General features: G+C 41.9%; 21 protein-coding genes. 3 read left to right on the top strand and 18 right to left on the bottom strand.

The genetic code is table 11. The annotated features are described in order from the left end of the window. Positions 1–18 precede the first annotated feature (18 nt). From IPO83_08500 to IPO83_08425, 16 genes are all read right to left on the bottom strand, one after another. A complete protein-coding gene (locus tag IPO83_08500; GenBank protein MBK9731312.1) occupies positions 19–435 on the bottom strand; it encodes a hypothetical protein in 417 nt (138 codons plus the stop codon). A 12-nt stretch (positions 436–447) separates the two neighbouring features. After that, the gene (locus IPO83_08495; GenBank protein ID MBK9731311.1) at positions 448–1,857 is read right to left on the bottom strand and encodes an NADH-quinone oxidoreductase subunit N; all 1,410 of its coding nucleotides are present in this window, start codon (positions 1,855–1,857) and stop codon (positions 448–450) included. Between the two features lie 219 nt (positions 1,858–2,076). Next, positions 2,077–3,582 (bottom strand): NADH-quinone oxidoreductase subunit M, encoded by a 1,506-nt coding sequence (locus tag IPO83_08490; protein MBK9731310.1) that lies wholly within the window; start codon positions 3,580–3,582, stop codon positions 2,077–2,079. 107 nt (positions 3,583–3,689) lie between these two features. After that, on the bottom strand, positions 3,690–3,884 hold the full coding sequence (locus IPO83_08485; protein MBK9731309.1) for a DUF2283 domain-containing protein: 195 nt from the start codon (positions 3,882–3,884) through the stop codon (positions 3,690–3,692). Beyond that, complete coding sequence (locus IPO83_08480) at positions 3,865–4,125, bottom strand: DUF4258 domain-containing protein (protein ID MBK9731308.1); 261 nt, start codon at positions 4,123–4,125, stop codon at positions 3,865–3,867. The genes IPO83_08485 and IPO83_08480 overlap by 20 nt, the downstream gene beginning before the upstream one ends. A 7-nt stretch (positions 4,126–4,132) precedes the next feature. Then, positions 4,133–6,091, bottom strand: a complete 1,959-nt coding sequence (gene nuoL, locus IPO83_08475; protein MBK9731307.1) for an NADH-quinone oxidoreductase subunit L — start codon at positions 6,089–6,091, stop codon at positions 4,133–4,135. A 76-nt stretch (positions 6,092–6,167) separates the two neighbouring features. Next, on the bottom strand, positions 6,168–6,482 hold the full coding sequence (nuoK, locus tag IPO83_08470) for an NADH-quinone oxidoreductase subunit NuoK (GenBank protein MBK9731306.1): 315 nt from the start codon (positions 6,480–6,482) through the stop codon (positions 6,168–6,170). A 22-nt stretch (positions 6,483–6,504) separates the two neighbouring features. After that, positions 6,505–7,041 (bottom strand): NADH-quinone oxidoreductase subunit J, encoded by a 537-nt coding sequence (locus IPO83_08465; protein ID MBK9731305.1) that lies wholly within the window; start codon positions 7,039–7,041, stop codon positions 6,505–6,507. Between the two features lie 37 nt (positions 7,042–7,078). Next, positions 7,079–7,549 carry a 4Fe-4S binding protein gene (locus IPO83_08460; GenBank protein ID MBK9731304.1) on the bottom strand — a complete coding sequence of 157 codons (471 nt, stop codon included), beginning with the start codon at positions 7,547–7,549 and terminating at the stop codon, positions 7,079–7,081. A 168-nt stretch (positions 7,550–7,717) separates the two neighbouring features. Continuing rightward, entirely contained in the window at positions 7,718–8,794 is a 1,077-nt protein-coding gene (gene nuoH, locus IPO83_08455; protein MBK9731303.1) for an NADH-quinone oxidoreductase subunit NuoH, read from the bottom strand. A 178-nt stretch (positions 8,795–8,972) separates the two neighbouring features. Beyond that, positions 8,973–10,088 carry an NADH-quinone oxidoreductase subunit D gene (locus IPO83_08450; GenBank protein MBK9731302.1) on the bottom strand — a complete coding sequence of 372 codons (1,116 nt, stop codon included), beginning with the start codon at positions 10,086–10,088 and terminating at the stop codon, positions 8,973–8,975. 86 nt (positions 10,089–10,174) lie between these two features. Beyond that, the gene (locus IPO83_08445; protein ID MBK9731301.1) at positions 10,175–10,630 is read right to left on the bottom strand and encodes an NADH-quinone oxidoreductase subunit C; all 456 of its coding nucleotides are present in this window, start codon (positions 10,628–10,630) and stop codon (positions 10,175–10,177) included. 88 nt (positions 10,631–10,718) lie between these two features. Then, entirely contained in the window at positions 10,719–11,273 is a 555-nt protein-coding gene (locus IPO83_08440) for an NADH-quinone oxidoreductase subunit B (GenBank protein MBK9731300.1), read from the bottom strand. Positions 11,274–11,339: 66 nt separating this feature from the next. After that, on the bottom strand, positions 11,340–11,690 hold the full coding sequence (locus IPO83_08435) for an NADH-quinone oxidoreductase subunit A (GenBank protein MBK9731299.1): 351 nt from the start codon (positions 11,688–11,690) through the stop codon (positions 11,340–11,342). Between the two features lie 115 nt (positions 11,691–11,805). After that, complete coding sequence (crcB, locus tag IPO83_08430; GenBank protein ID MBK9731298.1) at positions 11,806–12,186, bottom strand: fluoride efflux transporter CrcB; 381 nt, start codon at positions 12,184–12,186, stop codon at positions 11,806–11,808. Positions 12,187–12,282: 96 nt separating this feature from the next. After that, the gene (locus tag IPO83_08425) at positions 12,283–13,050 is read right to left on the bottom strand and encodes a 2-phosphosulfolactate phosphatase (GenBank protein MBK9731297.1); all 768 of its coding nucleotides are present in this window, start codon (positions 13,048–13,050) and stop codon (positions 12,283–12,285) included. A gap of 70 nt (positions 13,051–13,120) precedes the next feature. On the opposite strand from IPO83_08425, the gene IPO83_08420 reads away from it, so the two are divergent. Then, complete coding sequence (locus IPO83_08420) at positions 13,121–14,776, top strand: T9SS type A sorting domain-containing protein (GenBank protein MBK9731296.1); 1,656 nt, start codon at positions 13,121–13,123, stop codon at positions 14,774–14,776. A 7-nt stretch (positions 14,777–14,783) separates the two neighbouring features. Here IPO83_08420 and gcvT read toward each other — a convergent pair whose 3' ends face one another. After that, positions 14,784–15,866 (bottom strand): glycine cleavage system aminomethyltransferase GcvT, encoded by a 1,083-nt coding sequence (gene gcvT / locus IPO83_08415; GenBank protein ID MBK9731295.1) that lies wholly within the window; start codon positions 15,864–15,866, stop codon positions 14,784–14,786. Between the two features lie 183 nt (positions 15,867–16,049). On the opposite strand from gcvT, the gene IPO83_08410 reads away from it, so the two are divergent. After that, the gene (locus IPO83_08410; protein ID MBK9731294.1) at positions 16,050–16,973 is read left to right on the top strand and encodes a rhodanese-related sulfurtransferase; all 924 of its coding nucleotides are present in this window, start codon (positions 16,050–16,052) and stop codon (positions 16,971–16,973) included. A 201-nt stretch (positions 16,974–17,174) separates the two neighbouring features. Here the strand turns inward: IPO83_08410 and IPO83_08405 are convergent, their stop codons facing one another. Continuing rightward, positions 17,175–18,236 (bottom strand): hypothetical protein, encoded by a 1,062-nt coding sequence (locus IPO83_08405; protein ID MBK9731293.1) that lies wholly within the window; start codon positions 18,234–18,236, stop codon positions 17,175–17,177. Between the two features lie 200 nt (positions 18,237–18,436). On the opposite strand from IPO83_08405, the gene IPO83_08400 reads away from it, so the two are divergent. Then, positions 18,437–21,901 carry a T9SS type A sorting domain-containing protein gene (locus tag IPO83_08400; protein MBK9731292.1) on the top strand — a complete coding sequence of 1,155 codons (3,465 nt, stop codon included), beginning with the start codon at positions 18,437–18,439 and terminating at the stop codon, positions 21,899–21,901. Positions 21,902–21,911: the final 10 nt, after the last annotated feature.

The raw sequence follows: 21,911 nt of genomic DNA, 5'->3' as shown, positions 1-21,911 counted from the left end.
ACATGTTTGCCGAACCTGCTAATGCAATTTGTTTTCATAGTAAGGAATCTCATCATGAGGCTGATCGTCTTGTTGTTCCCAATAAGCAAGCGTAACAATATGTCCGCTTTTTGTCTTTAACTGTCTTCCGAAAATTGCATTGGTGGAATTGAACATGACATCCGTAACACCAATCGTGTAAGTTTCAGGCGGTGGAGGAGTTTCGACAATTGCCTGAGTTGATGCAACGGGAGTTTCTGCTGTTGTTGCAGTTACCGGAATCACTTTGGGAGCAACAACTTTTGGTGGCGGTGATTTTACCACCATAACAGTATAACCATTGAACTCCAATATTTTTTGCAGGAAATCTGCACGGGCAGGAGTTACATTCTTTTCTACTATCGCACACTTCACACCTTCAAGATCTTCAAACTCATGATTTTTGTTGATCGCCATTTTTAATTGAATTTAAAATGAAGGGCTCAGGGAGAAAATATAATCATACAACAGTGAAGTAAAACCGATAATGATTATTCCTGCCATGCAGGCAAGCAGCGATATTTTTGGGAAAAGCGTGATACTAATTTTTTCCATCGGTGTATCCTGTTGATCCATAAACATCACTTTCACAATGCGCAGGTAATAATACAATGATACTACCATGTTGAGCGCTGCAATCGTGATCAAGAGAAAGTTCCCTTTTCCCGCACCCGACATCAAGAGAAAAAATTTTCCGAAGAACCCTGCTGTTGGTGGAATGCCTGCAAGAGAAAACAAAGAAAGCGTAAATAGGAGTGCAAGCATTGGATTTGATTGATAAAACCCTTTGTAATCATCTACGTCTTCTTTTCCTGTTCGGGAACTTACCAAAGCAACTACCCCAAACGCTCCAAGATTGGAGAAGATGTAAATCAGTACAAAATAAATGATGGATGCTGTGGCAACCGGTGAACTGCCTGACATACCAATCAGGATAAAGCCAACCTGCGCAATGGAAGAAAATGCAAGAAATCGCTTCAGGTTATTCTGCCGGATGGCGAAAAGATTTCCGATCACCATTGTTAAAACCGAAAGCAGGAAGAGCATGTTGTACCATGCATCCGCTAAAGGCTTGAAAACAGTAAATAACACAGAAGCCATCACAAACAGAATCGCGCCCTTTGAAATTACGGAGAGATAGGAAGTAACCGCAACAGGCGAACCTTCATATACATCGGCCGTCCACAAGTGAAATGGAACGGCTGATATTTTAAAACCAAACCCGGCGATCAATAAAATGAATGAAAAAATCTCTAAGGGACTTCCTGTTAATAATGGAGTCAATTCAGAAAAACTCAGCGTGCCGGTAGTTCCATACAGCATTGAAATACCAAAGAGTAATAAACCGGAAGAGAAGGCCGACGACATGATAAACTTCATCGCTGCTTCAGAAGAACGCCGCTTTTCTAAATCAAAATTGGAAAGTGCTGCGAGCGGAATAGTAGAGAGTTCCAACCCAAGATAAAACATAAGCAGGTTGTGGCTGGAGATCATAAAATACATTCCCAACAGGGTTGATAACAACAACAGATAAAATTCTATTGCATGTAAATGCTTCTTCAGCCAGTCATAAGCCTGTAGTGAAATGAGTAAAGTGCCCAGGTTGATTATATTTTTTTCAAGCGCAATTAATGAATTGGTAACGAACATATCTCCGAACAATGTCCCTTCCCGGTTGAAAAAAAATCCTGCAGCGAAGTTTAGGAGCAACAGAAAGTTCACAAGGTTGAGCATGCTTTCCTGCTTCACTTCTTCCCATCCAATTTTCAGAAAGAGCAATATAAAGATGATGACCGTTAAGATCAGCTCTGATTTCATCAAAAGAAAAATCTCATTCATCAATTGGATTTCTTTAAACTTTTTAACTGCCTGTTTTTTATGACGCAAATAAAAAAGGAACGCGGATTTTTATGATTGTCAGGATTTACACGGATTATTTTTTATTGCAAAAAAATTATGATCAGTATTCTTTCCATTTCATTTCAAATTTAAGTGCTGGTTTCAATGACTATTAAAATTTACACAAATTCTCTTTGATCATAAAAATCTGCGCTCCCATCACTTCAACATCACCGTTCGTCCCAAACTATTCATTATAGCTTCGGCTCCAGGATGAATCAAATCATTCAACCAAAACGGCGCAACACCAATCGCCACAATTCCGGCAAGTAACACTACTGCTGCCAGCTTTTCATTCCAGCTTGCATCGTTCAATGTTAAAAATTCTTTATTGACTACAGGACCCATGATGGCTGATCCTACGGCTCGCAAAATGTACACAGCAGTTACAACGATGGAAGCACAGGCAAGTATCGTTGCAATCCTGTAAAACGTTTCTGCACGCTGCCATGATCCCATGAATACTGTCATCTCCGCTACAAATCCGCTGAAACCGGGCAATCCGAGTGAACACAATCCTGTTAACACAAAAACTGTAGAAATGAAAGGCATGATTTTCATCACGCCGCCCAATTGCGAAACCATCCTGGTATGTGTTCTTGAATAGATCATGCCGATAGCAGCAAAGAAAAGTGCTGTCATTAATCCGTGAGAAACCATCTGCATTACTGCCCCGGTGATGGATGTTTGCGTAAGCATTCCGATGCCTAACAAAACAAAACCGCAGTGACTCACCGAAGAATACGCATTGATATATTTAAGATCAGTTTGCATCATAGTGGCAAATGCTCCGTAAATAATAGCAATAGTTGCAAGCAGTACAATAAGCCATGAATATTCCTGTGCGGCCTGAGGCATCAGATAGGTAGCCATTCTTAAACACCCGTATCCGCCCAGCTTCATAGAAATACCCGCGAGAAACATGGAAGCGGCAGTAGGTGCTGAAGAGTGACCATCTGGCACCCATGTGTGAAATGGAAACAAGGCCGTGAAGATTCCAAAACCGACAAATGCAAACGGAAAGAAAATCCTTTGGGCTTCCATTGGAATATTCATCTGTGAAATCTGCAGGAGATCGAAAGTATGTGCTCCGTTTCCTGTATCTGTATTAAAATATAAGCCCAACAAACCGACCAGCACTAATGCTGAACCGCCCATGAGCATGAGTGCCAGTTTCATGGCGCTGTATTCCTTTTTGCCGCTGCCCCAGATACCGATCAATAAAAATTTAGGAATCACAGCAACCTCCAGGAAGAAAAACATGGTGAAGAGATCAAGCGAAATAAAAAATCCATACGCGCCGAGTGCAAGAAAAGTAAGCAGGAAAAAGAATTCTTTGCTCATGCGTTCTTCTTTCCAGGAAACAAGAATGCCGGCAAACACAACGAATGCGGTGAGCAAAATCATGGCGATAGAAATTCCATCTACGCCAAGATGAAAATTGATATTGAGTGGTGCGAACCAGGAATAGCTTGACTGAAAAAGCATTTGATCTGTGTTGCCTGAGGCTCTTTCTTGCCAATAGAAAAACAATAAGATTTTTGCGGCAGCAAGTTGTAAGGTGGCACCTGTTAAAGCAATGATGCGAACTTGATTCAGTCCTTTGGAAAACAGGATTCCAAGACAGGTGAGCAGGGGAAATAGGATCAGCAGTGAAAGGTTCATTGGAAGAGCATCGAAATTGCTCTGGCAAAATAAGAAAGGTGGGTTGAATTTGAGGGATTAATTTCTGAAGCGTTAGCTGTGAATGATCCTTAGTATGTCAGGTTTGTTCAAGCATCTTCATACTCCACTTTTATCGGTGACGACATTTTGGTGGAAGCATTGAGGATTTCAATACCAACAATGTGTTGCGCCGCAGAATAGTCAATGATGATTCCCGGTTTTCCTTCATCACTCTCTACAATAGGTTCATTGCTGAGTTTGATGTAAAGAACATCCACTTCTTTATCGTATTTCACCTTCATAATATTTCCTGATTTTTGAGGTCTTATAAACTGTTATGATGTTATTAGGTTCCACTAAGAGATTTACGAAGATACGGATTAAGTAATGTTTATTATTTTCAAAAGTCAATCCATGAAAAATTGAATGCTCTTCCTCGTAAACTATTTCCAATGGATACTCAAGAATTTTTTCAACTGACTCTTTCGAAATACTTCGCTCCTGCATCTGCTCAATCGCGTGTTTTGAAAAAGTAAAGTCCATCCCATTTTTATTTCCACCAATAAACAAAAATCAAAACCATCATCATTATTCCTCCGAAAAAGTAAATAGCGTAGCCCTGTACTTTTCCAGATTGCAATCCTTTGATAGTGGCTGAAACCTGACCGGTAGTCCATGCAATGCCATTCATCGTTCCATCTACAATGTTGCGGTCGAACCATGCAGCAGGCATTGCAACTAAATTGAAAACAATTTTTTTGGTGATGAAAATATAGACCTCATCAATATAAAATTTTGAATAGACAGCTTTGTAAATGCCTCCGAGTGAAGAAGCAATTTTTTCTGAACGCCCATTTTGTTTTTGATACAGCAGAAAAGCAATGGCAATTCCTGATAAGGCAAATAGCACAGGCAGGATGGAGAAATTCAGATTGAAGTGCGTTTGAAACGGAGTTCCATCTGATGTTACAAATTCTGAGAACGGAGTAAAGCCAACGATCAAAGTACAAACGGTCAGGATGATCAATGGAATTTTCATAGACCAGGTTCCTTCACCATGTGTCGCTTCCTGATTATCGTCCTGATGTGATGATGGCATAGCATGCGCATCAGACTTATTCCAGAAAATGGAAAAATACAACCGGAACATATAAAATGCCGTGATGCCTGAAGTGATGAGCGCAATCCAGTAAACAGGCAAACTCGAATTGAATGCAGCATGCAGAATTTCTTCTTTGCTGAAAAAACCTGCAAATGGAGGAACACCTGAAATTGCGAGACAGGCAATCAAAAAGCTAAAATGAGTGACAGGCATTGATTTTCTCAAGCCTCCCATATCATTCATTTCATTGCTGTGGACCATGTGGATCACCGCACCAGCACCCAGAAACAACAACGACTTGAAGAATGCGTGTGTAAACAAATGAAACATGGAAGCCATAAAACCTAATCCGTGTTCGCCACCGTAACTTGCCACTCCCAGTGCAAACATCATGTAGCCGATCTGTGACATGGTTGAATAAGCCAATACTCTTTTGATATCGGTTTGTGTGCAGGCAATTACCGCTGCAAACAAAGCGGAAAATACACCCACGTCTGCAACAAGATGTAATGCTACAGGATCTGACATGGCAAATACAGGAAATAACCTGGCCACTAAAAACACACCAGCAACCACCATGGTTGCAGCATGTATCAAAGCAGAAACAGGAGTCGGGCCTTCCATGGCATCAGGCAACCAGATGTGCAATGGAAACATCGCTGACTTTCCTGCACCGCCAATAAACACCAAAACCAAACCCCAGCTAAGTGCGGAAATACCCATGAATGACGCAGAGATAATTGAAGACAGTTGCGCCGTTGGCGTCGTAAGTCTTTGAATGAGTGTGTTGAAATCCAACGTCTCCGAATAAAATGCAAGAATGAGAATCCCGACCAGAAATCCGAAATCTGCAAAACGTGTTACAATGAATGCTTTTTTTGAAGCAGCCACTGCAGACGGACGATCGTAATAATATCCAATAAGTAAGTAAGAAGAAACACCAACGAGCTCCCAAAAAATGTAGATCTGGAATATATTGCCGGCCATCACCAGTCCAAGCATAGAGAAAGTAAACAGTTGCAGGAATGAATAATACGTGCTGAAACGCTCTTCGCCTTTCATATAACCAAGCGAATAAATGTGCACCATCAGTGAAACAAACGTAACCACTACAAGCATCATCACCGCAATGGGATCGAGGTTGATACCCATATTGATGCTGAGTGAATCTGAAAATTTAAGCCACGTTATGTCAACCGGAATAACTGTTTGATAAACTCCATCTGCTTTCCCATTCACAAAAAAATAAGTGTAAGCTGTTTGCAGGGAAAGCGCCGCTGAAACAAACAGCAGGAGACTCGCGATGATACCGGACACATTCCCGATGTATCTTCTTCCAAACAAACCGAGCACAAGAAACCCAGCGAGCGGCAAGAGCGGAATCAGTGCTGTGTATTGATAGTTCATTGTTGTTTCAGATTTCAGCATTCGGGTTGACTTCACAAACATTTCAAACCCGAGACCCTTCAAACATTTTAACTTTTTAAAACTTCATCTCTGATGCATCCTCTACATCAATCGAATGATGACTTCTGTAAAGGTTGATGATGATGGCAATGGCAACAGCCGCTTCAGCAGCGGCAATGGCAATGATGAAAATTGTAAAGAAAACGCCTGTCATCTTTTCCGGATACAGGTATTTGTTGAAGGCAACGAAATTGATGTTGACACTGTTAAGGATCAGTTCGATAGCCATCAGCATGGTAATCATGTTGCGGCGCGTAAAAAATCCGTAGACACCAATGAAAAACAATGCCGTGCTTACAAACAGAATATGATTCAAGGGAACACTGCTCATACTGAAATCTTTTTTCTACACATCATGATTCAATCATTTTTTCACTTTCAATGCTGCCTTTGCTCTTTATTGCAATCACTATACAACCGACCATGGCTGCCAGTAGCAAAATGCTGATAACTTCAAAAGGGAGTGCATAACCATTGACTCCGGTATTCAGCAATTGTGAACCGATCATTCCCATGTTCCATTCAAACTTCTTTTCTGTCGCTTGAAAACCGTGCTGATAGATGAGCAGGTATGTTAGCGCAAACCCAAACAGCGCTGCAAAAGCTGAAGCAACAGTCCTGGTGAAACCGGGTTTGGGCATTTCGCTGCCTGCATGCTGTGTAAGGAAAATGGAAAAGATGATCAGCACTACAATGCCGCCTACGTAAACAACGATTTGAACGGCTGCAACAAATTCCACTTCCATCCAGAAATACAATGCTGCAATGCCTATCAGTGAAAACAATAAAAAGATGGCTGCGCGAAATACTTTCAGCGAAGTAACTGCAAGCAGTCCTGAACCGAGGATGAAAGCTGCGATGAGATAAAAAATAATTTGCGATGCGGTCATTTACATTCTTGTTACGGTCCTTAACTAAAAAAAGTACTCATTCAACTCCTTCCCTGATCTTAGATCCGGGATTATTAAGTTTCTTGATTAAAAGATTTCTGTCAAAAACACTGTGCTCAAAAGTCTGCGCCATTTTAATGGCATCAGTCGGACAAGCTACAATGCACAAATTACACATCGTGCACAATTCAAGGTGATAAACAAATGTGTCGAGTGCCTTTTTCTTTTTGCCGTCTGCACCTACTTCCTGCTTCGTAATGATCTTGATCGTTCCGTTCGGGCAAGCCAACTCACAGGCAGTACAACCGGTACAGGCGTGTTCATTATTTTCATCATGTGTCAACACCACTTCGCCTTTAAAACGCTCGGGCAATTGCGGTCGTTCTTCAGGATATTGCTGTGTGATAATTTCCTTGTGGTGTGTGAAGTAATACCCTGTACGGCGCATTCCTTTCAGCAAGGATTTTACTGCGGAGAAAACTTCCTTTATGTAATTGAGTAGAAACATTTTTTTCTTTAGTACTTCTGCCTGAACTTTCTAAGCTATTTATTAATTTTTTCTCAATCAACGCTCTTCAAAAAATTTCATCCTTGTATTTCCAAATCTTGTTTTAAGTTATGCTCCTGCGTTAACACTTCAAACAACCTGAACTTTACAAACAATTCAAACGCTCTTTTAAAAATACCAACCCATTATTGCTATCAGTGTAGTCAATAAGAGGTTGAACATACTAATCGGCAATAAATATTTCCATTCAAGATTCAGCAACTGATCGATCCGCAATCTTGGAAATGTCCAACGGAACCACATGATCAGGAAAATCAGGAAAAATGTTTTTCCAAAAAACCACAACGAGGATGGAATATAATCCATCACGTGATTAAACGCTGCCCAGTTGCCGATGTGAAAGGGCATCCATCCTCCGAAAAACAAAGTAGCACCGATAGCACAGACAATGAAAATATTCACATATTCAGCCAGGAAAAACAGAGCGAACTTCATTCCTGAATACTCTGTATGAAAACCGGCGGTCAGCTCTGATTCCGCTTCTGCCATATCAAAAGGCGCCCTGTTGGTTTCTGCTGTTACGGCAATGATAAATATGACGAATGATATAACGACAGGAATATGTCCTTTAAAAATCCACCAGCCATTTTGTTGTGATGCAATGATATCCGAAATGCTGAGACTTCCTGAAAGAATCACAATTGAAAGCACTGCCAGTCCTGCCGATAATTCATAGCTCACAATCTGAGCGCCGCTTCGCATGGCGCCCAGCAATGAATATTTGTTATTGCTTGCCCAGCCCGCCATCAAAACACCGATTACAGAAATGGAGGAAACGGCAGACAAATAAAGCACACCGATATTGATGTCCCACATCTGGAATCCTTTGGCAAAGGCGATGGGAGCAAGAATCAACATGGCCACAATCATTACTACATAAGGGGCAAGATTGAAAAGAAATTTATCAGCGCCATCAGGAGTCAGTCCTTCTTTCATCACCAGTTTTAAAGTATCGGCAAGGGTTTGAAAAATACCCTGCGGTCCCACTCTATTCGGACCTAAGCGAATCTGCATGTAGGCAGAAACTTTTCTTTCCATAAAAACCAATACCAATCCCAGTACCGCAAACAAGGCGATGGCAAGCACACCAACAATTACGAATTGAAACAATAATGCAAGCACCGGATTAAAGGTTGCATTCAACCAGTTACTCACCCAATTAGTAATCCCTTCTAAACTCAACATACTCGATTCCTGTATTAAGTACAATCGGGTTAAACCCAAAACCATTAAACTTTTCAAACCCCATAAACTTTCTAAACCTTAGCTTTTGACATGTTTCAGGTTTGAAGAGTTTAGCTCGCCAACCGGAAACACTTCAAACACATCAAACATTTCAAACATTTCAAACATTTCAAACCCTTCATCTGTCTATATCCGGAATTACCAGATCCAATGTTCCCATTGTCGCAACCAGATCACCAATCTTGCTTCCCCTCACCATATGATCCAATGCAGAAAGATTAGAGAAGCCCGGTGAACGGAATTTGATCCTGTAAGGCGTTGTGCCGCCTTCACTCACAATGTATACACCGAATTCTCCACGGGCAGTTTCCACTCTTGAATAAAATTCACCTTTCGGCAATTTCAAAACCGCTTTTGTCTTTGCCTGGAAATCTCCTTCAGGAATGTTATCAATCAACTGTTCAACTATGCTGATGGACTGATTCATTTCCTTCAACCGTACAAGATATCTTGCAAAAGAATCGCCGGCTGTTTCAATCACTTCTTCAAATTGAACTTTATCATACACTTCATAAGGATAAAGTTTCCGGATATCACAACTTACACCGCTGCCTCTTGCCACGGGCCCGCTGCAACCATAAGAGATGGCATCTTCTTTTGAAAGCACACCCACATTCTTCATCCTGTTTTGAAAAATGATATTGCCCGTAATCAGGTCGTCATACTCTCCGATTTTCAACTTGTACAATTTCATAAAGTCCTTCACGCGCTTTTGAAAATCCGGATGAAGGTCATACATCACACCGCCGGGCACCACGTAATTCATGGTGAGTCGTGCGCCGCAGGTTTCTTCCATGATGTCATTTATGGTTTCGCGTTCGCGGAAAGCATGAAAGAAAGGTGTGAAGGCGCCGAGATCCATCGACATCGCGCCCCACCACAATTCATGAGAAGCAATGCGTGTGAGTTCATCCATTAATACGCGGATAACCTGTGCGCGGGACGGAATTTCAAGTTGCAACCCTTTCTCCACACACAAAGCACAACCGTGATTATTGATGTGTGCAGAGAGATAATCCATTCTGCTCGTTACATAAATAAACTGTCGATACGTAAGCGACTCGCACATTTTTTCAATGGAGCGATGAATATAGCCCAGGTGCGGTTCTACTTTCTTAATCGTTTCACCTTTCAGCGTTACTACCAAATGAAGCACACCATGGGTAGAAGGATGTTGCGGGCCAATATTTATTACCAGATCGCCTTCTGCTGTGGTGCCTATTTCTTCAATCATTTTTTTTGTTTCGGGTTTGAAATGTTTTGTGTTTGAAGGGTTAGTTCGCCAACCCGAAACTCTTCAAACGGTATCAACTTTTCAAACTATAAACGAATCATGTTTACCGTATCTTCAAAATCTTTGCGCAATGGAAATCCTTCAAAATCATCGGTAAGTATCAGTTTACGCAAATCAGGATGATTCAGAAATGTGACACCAAACAATTCAAACACTTCGCGTTCGTGAAACTCTGCCGTCCGCCAGATATCGCATACTGTTTCAATCACCGGTATGCTGCGATCCATCTTGGCTTTCACTACGAGATTGTGACGAAAAGCAGTGGAAGAAAGATGATACACCATCGTGAGGTGTGTTTTCCAGTCGATGCACGTGAGGCAAAAAAGATAATTGCATTGAAGTGCATCATCGAAACGAATTTGTTGTGCAAACGGCTTCCATTCTTTTGGATCCATCAGCACCGTCAGCCATTCACCACCTTCCTCGAAAGTTGCAGATGGGAGCAGCGCAGTGATATTCGTTTTAAGTTCTTCGTTGGTCATATTTGTTATTAGCGTTTGAAATGCTTCGGGTTTGTAGGGTTAGTTCACCAACCAGAAACTCTTCAAACAATATAAACTCTTCAAATTTTTAAACTCCACTCTTGATTTGTTCTCTCGTTTTTCCACTCTTAATCTTTTCCTGCAAAGTGATGAGTGCATTGAGCAATGCTTCCGGACGTGGCGGACAACCGGCAATGTAAACATCCACGGGAATTACATGATCGGCACCTTTCACCACTGAATACGTATTGTAAAAAAAAGGACCGCCACTGATGGCACAGGCACCCATGGCAATCACGTATTTTGGATCCGCCATCTGATCATACAGTCTTTTTAAAACAGGTGCCATTTTATTCACGATGGTTCCTGCAATAATGATTACATCCGCTTGCCTTGGTGTAGCTCGGGCCACTTCAAATCCGAACCTGGAGAAATCATATTTGGCACCTGCCACGGACATCATTTCTATGCCACAACAACTGGTTGCAAAGGTGAGTGGCCACAATGAATTGGAACGGGCCCAGTTGATTACATCTTCCAGCTTACTCAAAACAATTCCACCTCCCGGGGTTTCGTGAATTTGGCCGGGAAACGTTTCTTCTTTTGGCTGCACTTTAACTTGTTCCAACTGTCGGGTTACTATTAAATGTTTGAAATGTTTAGGGTTAAAGGGGTTTGCCTTGTTATCAGTTCTGAAAAAGTGAACTGATTACATCCACTTCAGCGCTCCTTTTTTATGTGCGTAAAGAAATCCCATGAAGAGTATGAAAAGAAAAATTACAATTTCAACAAATGCCGGCCATCCGATTTGCTTCACCACTACAGCCCACGGATAAAGAAAAATTAACTCCACATCAAAAATCAAAAAGATGAGTGCAAAAAGATAGTAACCAACGTTGAACTGATCCCATGGCGTTCCTTTTGAAGGAATACCGCATTCATAGGCTTCTCCTTTTGCAGCATTCTTTGTTCCCTTCACCATAAATTTTGCAACGGCCATTCCACCTGCTGAAAAAGCTATAGCCGCACAAACAAGAACGATCAATGAAGAAGCACCCATAAGAAAGAATTAGCGATGGACGAATATAGTGTGTTGGAACAATATCGGACCACTACGGAGAAGTTTATTTGCAAATTACTTCCGGCAGCACTCCGATGCATTTTGTAAAAATGAATCAGGCGATTGATTTCGTGAGCCATATTCCGGCAAACGTGGCTGCAATTCCTGCTGCAACACTTACGGAAGCGTAAATAGCGAGGTACAGATAATCCTTGTTGTTAATCAATTGTACACTTTCATACGTAAACGCGGAAAAAGTGGTGAATCCGCCACAAAATCCTGTGGTTAGAAACATGCGCCAATCGGGTGATAGCACGTTTCCTCTTTCAGACAATGCATAAAAAATACCAATGAGAAAGCAACCCGTGATGTTCACAACCAACGTTCCATAAGGAAACACCACCGGGTAAAGTTTATAGACAAGTTGTTGCGAAAGAAATCTTGCAACCGTTCCAAGGAAACCACCCAGACCAACAATGATTAGAAGTTTGTTCAATTACAAATTACTGATTAGTGCTTTGTGATGAAGAGCCATCCCGATACTTTGAAAATTCTGATGATGCTGCAATTCAGACAGGTGTTTCAATGAGGTCTAATCCAAATCGTTCAGCGAAAAAAATTCACCTTCCATGTCTTTGCGAAAATCGGCACGCACGAGCTCTCCGTTTTTGAGCACAGGCACCACATCGGTAAGATCCGGGCGAAGACAATACTTGATATCGTTGATGACGCCCAAATGTGCCAGCCTTCGGTAGTGTGAAGATTGCTTCATGAAATGAAACATGTTGCGACGTGAATTGAGGTACAGTTTTTCAGCAGCAAATGCAGAATCAGAATCCACGAGAAAAAATTCTTTGATGTGATGAATTAATGCGCCGGCAAATACCGTGTCTTCTAAATTAAACTTATCGCGCCAGCCTGAACACAACAGTAAGGTGTCCTTTCCTTCGCTGATGAGCCATTTTGCGAGAGCTGAGAAATTCAAAAACCCACCAATCACCACCTGGTGTGAATTTTCGGCCATTTTAATAGCGCGTGTTCCGTTAGTAGTGGTAAGCACAAGAATCTTTCCTTTCACCACGCCATTCATAAACTCGAATGGCGAATTTCCAAAATGAAATCCTTCCACCTTTCTCCCATTGCGTTCCCCGGCGAGTATGTATCCTTCTCTTCCTTTGTAGCTCAGGCATTCATCAATGGTTTCCACCGGAATAACTTTATCAGCACCCTGATCAAGCGCTACGCACATGGTAGTAGTTGCCCGCAAAACATCAATCACCACTACCACTTTTCCGGTAATGGGATAGAGTGGCAGAAGACCGGGCGTAAGGCAAACTTCAAGTGTGGATTTGTCGGGCAAAATTCTTTGATTTAAGTTGTCGAAAGGTAGAGAGTTTTTTTATCTTTACGAATCACATAATTGAACAATTATGAAGAAGTCATTATGTGTCTGTGCTCTTTTATTATGTTGCGCTTGCGGTATTGCTCAATTGGTTCCCAACAATGGTTTTTATAACTCAATGATGGTTCCATGTCCGGGAAATCCATCTGTTCAGGTGCAGGGTTACCAGGAATGGGAATTCTACCAGACTTATAACGATGAATGGGATGGCGTGAAAGATTCAGATAATTGTATCAGTATTATTCCGGGAAACCTGGGCTGTAAAATTCCACTTGTTCAAATCGATACTTTAAGGCGATTTTTTATTGCCAGCAAACCTATTAATAATTCCTACCTGGCTCCTCATGTGGTTTACAATTTACCACTCGATGTTGGTTTTATTGGAACATTCAACATTCAAGGAGGATTGGATAGCGCCGGTCAAACCAAGTCATTCATTTTGTCTGTTACAAGAATTCCTGATGTGACTGGTCTTGACACTACTTATCTATTACAGAAAGTCGCATTGGATCCTGTAGATACGCCTTCATGGGAATATTTTACTTACAACACCTGCATGGCTTCAACAAAATTTGATGATCAATATTTAAAGCGTGTGGTTTCAGGCATTAAGTTTTCTCAAGCTAATACTGGCGATACGCTTGTCCTTAAAACTTTCGGATCTTATTTCTATACCTATGCAGAGACATACTCTGAAATTCAGGTACCTCAATTCTCCGGAAATTTTGAAACAACTATCGGAGGTGGCTTTGATCCTTCCCTAATCATTTATGATGCTTCAGGGTACCCGTCGGTAACAAATATTGATGCTGCCTTGGTCACGCCTTTTCCTGATCCCGGCATTCCTGTTAATATGGTTATACAGGTGAATGCGGTTGGTGAGCTGATTTTTGAACCCTATACGAAGCTGCAAGCCGCAGAAGTAAGTGGACAGCCTGGCGTATTTCACACATTCACCCTGATTAATTCGGGTGGCGAGGTTTGCGCAAATTTTGTGGAACTGATTTTTCAACATGGCGATGAATTCCGGTATCAATCGGGTGGCATCAATTTAAATGGAAGTCCTTCCTGCTTTCGTTTTATGAATGGCGCGAAAATGCATGTGATGTCAGGCAGTGAATTGAATTATGGAACAGCCAATCAATCGGGAATTCTCCTTATGAATGACGCAGCAGAACTGATTATTGATCCCGGAGGAACATTGAATATCTGGAACAGGATGATGTTGCGCGAGGAGCATCCGGAATACGGTGCCAAACAGTTATATATGACTTTGAATACCGGTGCTACGCTTCGTTTCATGCCGGGTTCGCACCTGCTCAACCTTTATTCCGCAGATAATTCTATCCACTTAAACGTATTTATGCGTGGTGGAATATTGGATGACAGCGGTTTGCCTGAATCGGAAAAATTATTGATCAACAGAATTTATGACGAGACTGTAAATGCTGCCAATCCAATGCAGCTTTTTCCCAATCCTGCTCGTGATTACGTAGATGTACATTGTATGGGATCACTGATTAACGATATCATCATTTCGGATATAATGGGTCGCACGGTATATGAATCAGATGAAAGCGGATACCAGATTCATATTAAGATAAATAACCCGGAAGCGGGTACCTATTTTATTAAGTGCATTACCAATGAAGGGACTTACATAAAGCAATTGGCAATTCAATAAATTGCAATTACTTTTTCAAAAAAGGCATCTTCACCACTTTCGCTTCTAAATTCTTTTCCCGGATGGAAATATGAATGGTATTTCCTTCTGAAGCCAGTGCTGTGGGAACGTATCCCATTCCTATTGCCTTTTGCAAAGTGGGTGATTGTGTTCCGCTCGTAACCACACCAATTATTTTTCCATCCGCATCCACAATACTATGTCCGTGACGGGCTATTCCTTTATCCATCATTTCGAAGCCCACCAGTTTGCGTGTTACACCCTTCTTCTTTTGAGTTTCAATAATATCCTTCGCAACAAAATCCTTGGTGAATTTAGTGATCCAACCCAAGCCTGCTTCGATAGGTGATGTGGAATCGTCAATATCATTTCCATACAAGCAAAATCCCATTTCAAGACGCAGCGTATCTCTTGCGCCTAATCCGATTGGTTGAATACCAAATTCTTTTCCCGCTTCAAAAATTTTGTACCATAAATCGCCTGCATCAGCCGTATCAAAATAAATTTCAAAACCGCCGGCACCTGTATAACCGGTGTTCGACATCAATACATTTTTTACCCCACCAAAAACACCGCGTGCGAATTTGTAATACGGAATAGCCGACAGATCAGTATCCGTTAATTTTTGCAGTACCCTAATGGCATTGGGTCCCTGGATGGCGAGCAATCCTGCACGGTCACTTATATTGTTCATCTCCACGTCAAAAGTATTGTGCTTCGATATCCAGTCCCAGTCTTTCTCGATATTAGAAGCATTTACCACCAGCATGTAAGAATTTTCCTGCAGGTGATAAACCAACAGGTCATCAATAATTCCTCCTTTGTCATTCGGCAAACAGGAATACTGCACATCGCCTACTTTTAATTTTGATGCATCGTTTGAAGTGACCAGTTGAACCAGATCAAGCGCTCTTGAACCTTTGATAACAAATTCGCCCATGTGCGAAACATCAAACACGCCTACATTTTCACGCACGCACTGATGCTCTGCATTGATGCCTGCATAGGAAATCGGCATGTTGTAACCTGCAAACTCAGCCATCTTCGCACCGAGTTTTATATGTGTATCTGTTAAGAGTGTAGTTTTCATGGGTGGAAGTACAATAACATTGCGTTTGCGCAAAGATAGATTTTATAGTATCATTTTGTTTTTTGTGTGGCGACATTTAAGTCGCGTGGATCACGCCTTTTAGGTCATGATACATCAAGCAACAGCATTCCTTATTTTTACAGCCTTTTAATTCTTAATCCGGTTTACACCCGGTTTACTGCTATGAAACCATTCAGCACACTGCTTTATTACAAGTATGTCCGCATTCCTGACGCGGAACAATTCGCGCATACGCACCTTCAATACTGCAAATCAATAGGCATCAAAGGTCGGATCCTTGTTGCAGATGAAGGGTTGAACGGAACTGCTTCCGGCACTGTAGAACAATGCAGGCAGTACATGGATCATTTACACGCAGATCCTCGATTTGCTGATATGGCTTTTAAAATAGATGAAGAGGATGCTCCTTCATTCGCCAAAATTTTTGTGCGTTATAAAAAGGAGATCGTCAATTTTAACAGGCCGGAAGTAAATGTATGGGAGCATTCAGGAAAATACCTTGAACCCGAAGCGTTTCGAAAAGCCAAAGATGATCCGGACACAGTAGTAATCGATGTACGTAACAAGGTAGAATGGGAAGTGGGAAAGTTTAAAAATGCCATTGCGCTGCCAATAGATCACTTCCGCGATCTTCCGCATTTTTTACCGGAACTCGAACAATACAAAGACAAAAAAATACTCGCTTATTGTACCGGAGGTATCCGTTGTGAGAAAGCAACAGCGTTTTTACTGGAGAATGGTTTTAAAGATGTCTATCATCTTCATGGTGGCATTATCGAATACGGCAAACAAACAGGAGGCGAAGATTTCGACGGTAAGTGTTATGTTTTTGACGAACGCATAACTGTTGATGTGAACGAAGTGAATCCAACCATCATATCTCATTGTCTTCGTTGCGGAACTTCGTCAGCACGAATGGTAAACTGCGCCAATCCTGAATGCAACAATCATTTTGCGATGTGTGAAGCCTGCGGATGGAAATATGAGGGTACCTGCAGCGAAACATGTCAGCAACATCCACGCAAACGTATGTATGATGGAACGGGATATTATGTGAAAGGAAAACAGGTAGTGAATAACGCATAGTAACAGATCTGTTTCTTCCTCCTGAAATTTCTGAACTCACATTTATAATGAAAATGGTTAATGCTATTTTAGAAACAGGCTTTCTGTTTTGAATTTTTTAATCGTTCGATAAAAACCGGACAGACGGATCAGTGATTAATGAACATGAAGCGAAAAACTAATTTCCCGACATTGCCGGTTTGGGAATTCAACAGTATTTTTCTATTGCTGAGCTATCCGATCTATCGCAGCAAGCAGGTTACGAACTGTCTCATTTTTCAGAAAACATTCCACTTGTTCAGGAGTCATGTTTTTAGTGAGCTGTGCCCGTGCTTTAAAAAGGTAATCAACACCCCATAGTTCCTTTTCAGCAGTGGACATTTTAGCAACTGATTTTAATAATTTAATTAAGTTAATATTTAAACTATTGATAAAATCATCGGTTACATCACTTGATTCATAGAGCGTCCAACGTTTAACAGCGTTGAAATAATTAGGAAAGGAAACATAGAAGCTTCCAAAGCCAATGTATTTTTCAAGTGTAATAACCCGGTGAGCGAAATTTCCGGGCATAAATAAAGTCCTGTTTTCCGATACAATAAACCAGTGCGCGCTGCTGAGGGATAAAAATTTATCAATGCTGAATTTCGCCTGCTCATCAACCGGATCATACGTACAATCTTCAAGGCCCATTTTTCTTCCCTCCTCTCTGTCCCAGGCAAACCATAATTTTTTTCCTGTAAAACAATGGTTGCTTCCATCACCGTCATCAGAATGTGAATCGCTGAATATGCCTTTTGCACTGATTACCAATGTAAGCATTTCAAGAAATGAAACTTCTGCGGAAAATCGCGGCAACAAATTAAAATGACTGATTGCATCTGCATCAATTTTATCAAATAAACGGGTGCCTCTGAAATGCAGATCGGTAACACCAAATCTCGATCGTCCTCTTGTCCAGCGCGCCAATGTTTCCCTTACCGTTACTTTAATTATTCGATGCTTTGTGCCGGTTCTGATTTTTATAATTTCTTTTTGAGGTATATAAGCCTGTAGCAGTCCTGACAGAAAACTAATCTTATCTGCACCCTGGGGCACTTTTAACGATATGGGATAGTCAGTGAAGACAATTGTTTTGCCTTCAAACATGCTCTGGTAGAGTTTATTTCTTGTGTAGCGCCGCGGCGCAAGGTATTTTTCAGCCAACCCCTTTTCTGTCGCTTTAGTAAGCAGCAAGGTATTGTCATAAGGCATCGCTTCTCTTATTGCATGAATGGGTACCATATTCCTTCAATCGTAGGTAAATATAATCGTAACTAATAATAACATGGTTGTTCATTGATCATTTTTATCAGGTGTTTTTGTTTTAATGAAGTGGTCATCAGTTATTGTTTCATGGCATTTCATTTTTACGCTCCTTCAGAAATTAGCCACCATTATGATATTTAATTAGATTTACAAACCATCCCGAAAAATCTATTACAATGAGAAACATTTTCCTCTTATGCATGTTCCTGATTTCATTTGCTGCCGGCGCACAAACCCCGGCACAACCACCAATAAATTTCTACACACTGCAGGCGCAGTTTTATGCAACGCATCCGGAAGTATCACGATTGCACCGGCAAAACACTGAGGAAAGTAACACAGCGGAAGAAGAAAACAATGAGGAGGAGAAATACAAAGACGATGAAGTGGCCCGCTTTAAACGGTGGGAAGCTTTTATGGAACCACGTGTATATCCGTCAGGTAATTTTATTGATCCGGGAATTCTGTTGCGTGAATTCAAAAAATATCAGCAAGTACATCCTTCAGCCGTACGCACTGCCAACTGGCAGGGAATCGGTCCTGATCTGGTACCAACCGGTGTTCCGTTAGCAGGCATCGGCCGGATCAATACCATTGCCATCAATCCGGTGGACACCAATATTATTTTTGCCGGCACACCTTGCGGTGGTCTTTGGAAGTCAACAAATGGTGGTCTGAACTGGAACACCAATAATTCTGATTTGCTTCCGAACATCAGCATCGGTGATATTGCGATTAATCCGATTCATCCCGATACCATGTACGCCGCAACCGGTGATAGTTATGGGTATGAAATTTACGCCTTCGCGATAGGTTACTTTTGGGGCGGAACGTATTCGGCAGGTTTGATGAAGTCGACAGATGGCGGACAAAGCTGGAATTCCACCGGATTAAGTTATGATCAAACAGACGGGCAGTTAATTTATCGTGTTGTTGTGAGTCCGGCAAACCCAAATTTATTGTTCGCTGCAACACGTGGCGGATTGTATAAGTCCGCCGATGCTGCTGCTACCTGGACAAAAGTTGTTAACGGTTTCTTTTTCGATGTTGAATTCAATGCCGCTAATCCAAACACCGTGTATGCTGTTGACGATCATCATTGTTTTGTAAGCACGAATGGAGGCAGCACCTGGACACAGTCAATCGCGATGCTTCAGGATGCAGGCACCGGCTCCAGGATTTCTATAGCCGTAACACCTGCCAATTCAAACCTGATTTATGTGTGGACACAAGCCGGAAGTTTCTATGTTTCTCCGGATGGTGGAATTTCATTTAACGAAATGAGTACACCTACTTCTTTGGCTTCTTCTCAGGGAGTATATGATATTGTGCTCGCCGCTTCACCCACTAATGCAAATATGGTAGTGGCTGGTGGTGTTAATCTTGTACGCTCTGTTAATGGCGGACAAAGCTGGGACATTATCGGTGGCGGTTATTCTTTTGGAGCAGATAAAATTCACCCTGATTTTCATGCCGCGGTGTATTATCCGAATGATGGCACACGACTGCTGGCAGGAAATGATGGCGGTATATTCCGGAGCACGCAGGGAAGTTTTCCATGGACAGACATCAGTAAAGGAATGGCCATCAAACAATATTACCGCATTGGCAATTCTGTAGTTGATCATGATTATATTCTTGCCGGCGCTCAGGATAATGGAACAGATAAATTTGACGGCGTCAGTTGGACACATGTCTATAGCGGAGATGGTATGCAACCGCTTGTGGATTATGAAAACGACCAGGTTAATTACGCGAGCGCTCAATATGGTTCAGTGGGAAGAAGCAGCAATGGCTCAGCCGGTTATTCTTCGATCTATCCTGTTGATCCGGGCGGCGAATATTATTATTATGGCGACTGGGTTACACCTTATGTTCTTGATCCGCTGAATCATCATGTAATCTACTACGGCGGCGCGGCGTATTCGACGAGCAATAACGCTTATTTCGGTACGATCTTAAAATCAGAAAATGATGGCGCCTCCTGGGCGCAGATACTGACGGCAGACGTCGGCGTGCAAAGCATCATTTATCGTGTTCGCATAGCGCCATCCGATCCCAATACTATTTATGCTACCACTATCAACCAGGTTTTTTATACCTCAAATGGTGGCAACACCTGGTCAGAAATTACGGGTTCGTTGCCTGCAATAACAGGTGGCATTACCGACCTTGTTATCAGTAATGATGATCCGAAAAAAATCTGGCTGACATTTTCAGGTTATACTGCAGGAGAAAAAATTTATCACAGCACAAATGCAGGAGCCAACTGGTCTAACCTATCGGGAAGTTTACCCAACATTCCGGCAAATTGTATTGCTTATCAGCGAAATGCCAATGATATGCTGTATGCCGGTACTGATTTTGGTGTTTTCTATCGCGACAATAATATGAGTGACTGGGAACCCTTTAATGATGGATTGCCTAATGTAATTGTAACACAGCTTGACGTATTATACTCTTTCAATAAGTTACGTGCAGCCACTTATGGCAGAGGAATCTGGGAGAGTGATCTTGCAGTTTCGGCTGTAACAGCTAACGATGCCGGTATTCTAACACTCTTGACTCCAGCAGGATTTAGCTGCGAAACAGAAGGCGACATCACTGCAAGAATTAAAAACTTCGGCACCACGACTCTCACGAGTGTAACGCTGCACATGAGCGTTGACAATGGCGCTGAACAAACCGTTGACTGGACAGGAAACCTGGCATCAGGAGATACACTGACTATTGATTTCGGCATGGTAAACTTTGCTGATGGGAACCATGAGATTGTTGTTTATACTTCCAATCCGAATGGAGCAGCGGATGAAAATACTGACAACGACCGGAGGTCTGGATTTTATCAGGTTACCATTTCAGCATCAACCTTGCCGATAGCAGAAGGATTTGAATCGGGTTTCCCGCCAGCATTGTGGCATCAGAACGGAAGCATGTGGACATTAGCCAATGTGGGCGGACTAATGCTTTCAGCACATTCAACAGTGGTGCCTTTCTTTGACATACCTGCCGGCACAAGCGAATTGGTTACACCACAACTGAGCCTGTTCACCTCACTGCCAGCACTTGCCATGACCTTTTACCGTTCCTATGCGCCGTATACCGATCCCGGATATATTGATACCATGAGAATACTGATCACCACTGATTGCTTTAGTACTTACACGATTGCTTATGAGAAAACTACGCCTGATCTTAAAACTGCTTCACCCACGCAGAATCCGTTTGTACCACAAAATCAGGCACAATGGAAAAAAGATTCCATTGACCTCACTGCATATATTGGCATGACGGATGTTCAGATCGCTATGCAGGCATTGAGTGGTTATGGAAATAATTTGTACATCGATGACATTAATATCAACCCGATTTTTACAGGCACTATTGATCCCGAATCCGTACAGTTTGAAATGTTTCCCAATCCGACCCATGGTGTGTGTAACATCATTCTTCCGTCCAATCATGAGGTACATTCCATTCAGATTACCAATGCAATCGGAAGTTTGATCTGGCAGGTAAATGAAAAGGTTACGCATGCCTCCACAATTGCGGTTGATCTTTCCGGATACGCAGCAGGAGTTTATTTTGTAAAGCTGGATACTAAAAACGGACCGGTGATAAAGCCGTTGGTGTTGGAGTGAGTAGTGAGTA

It is taken from the genome of Chitinophagaceae bacterium, from assembly GCA_016717285.1.
Lineage (GTDB): Bacteria > Bacteroidota > Bacteroidia > Chitinophagales > UBA10324 > JACCZZ01.
The sequence above is the reverse complement of the archived record's forward strand: the minus strand, read 5'-3'. Positions and strand labels throughout refer to the sequence as shown.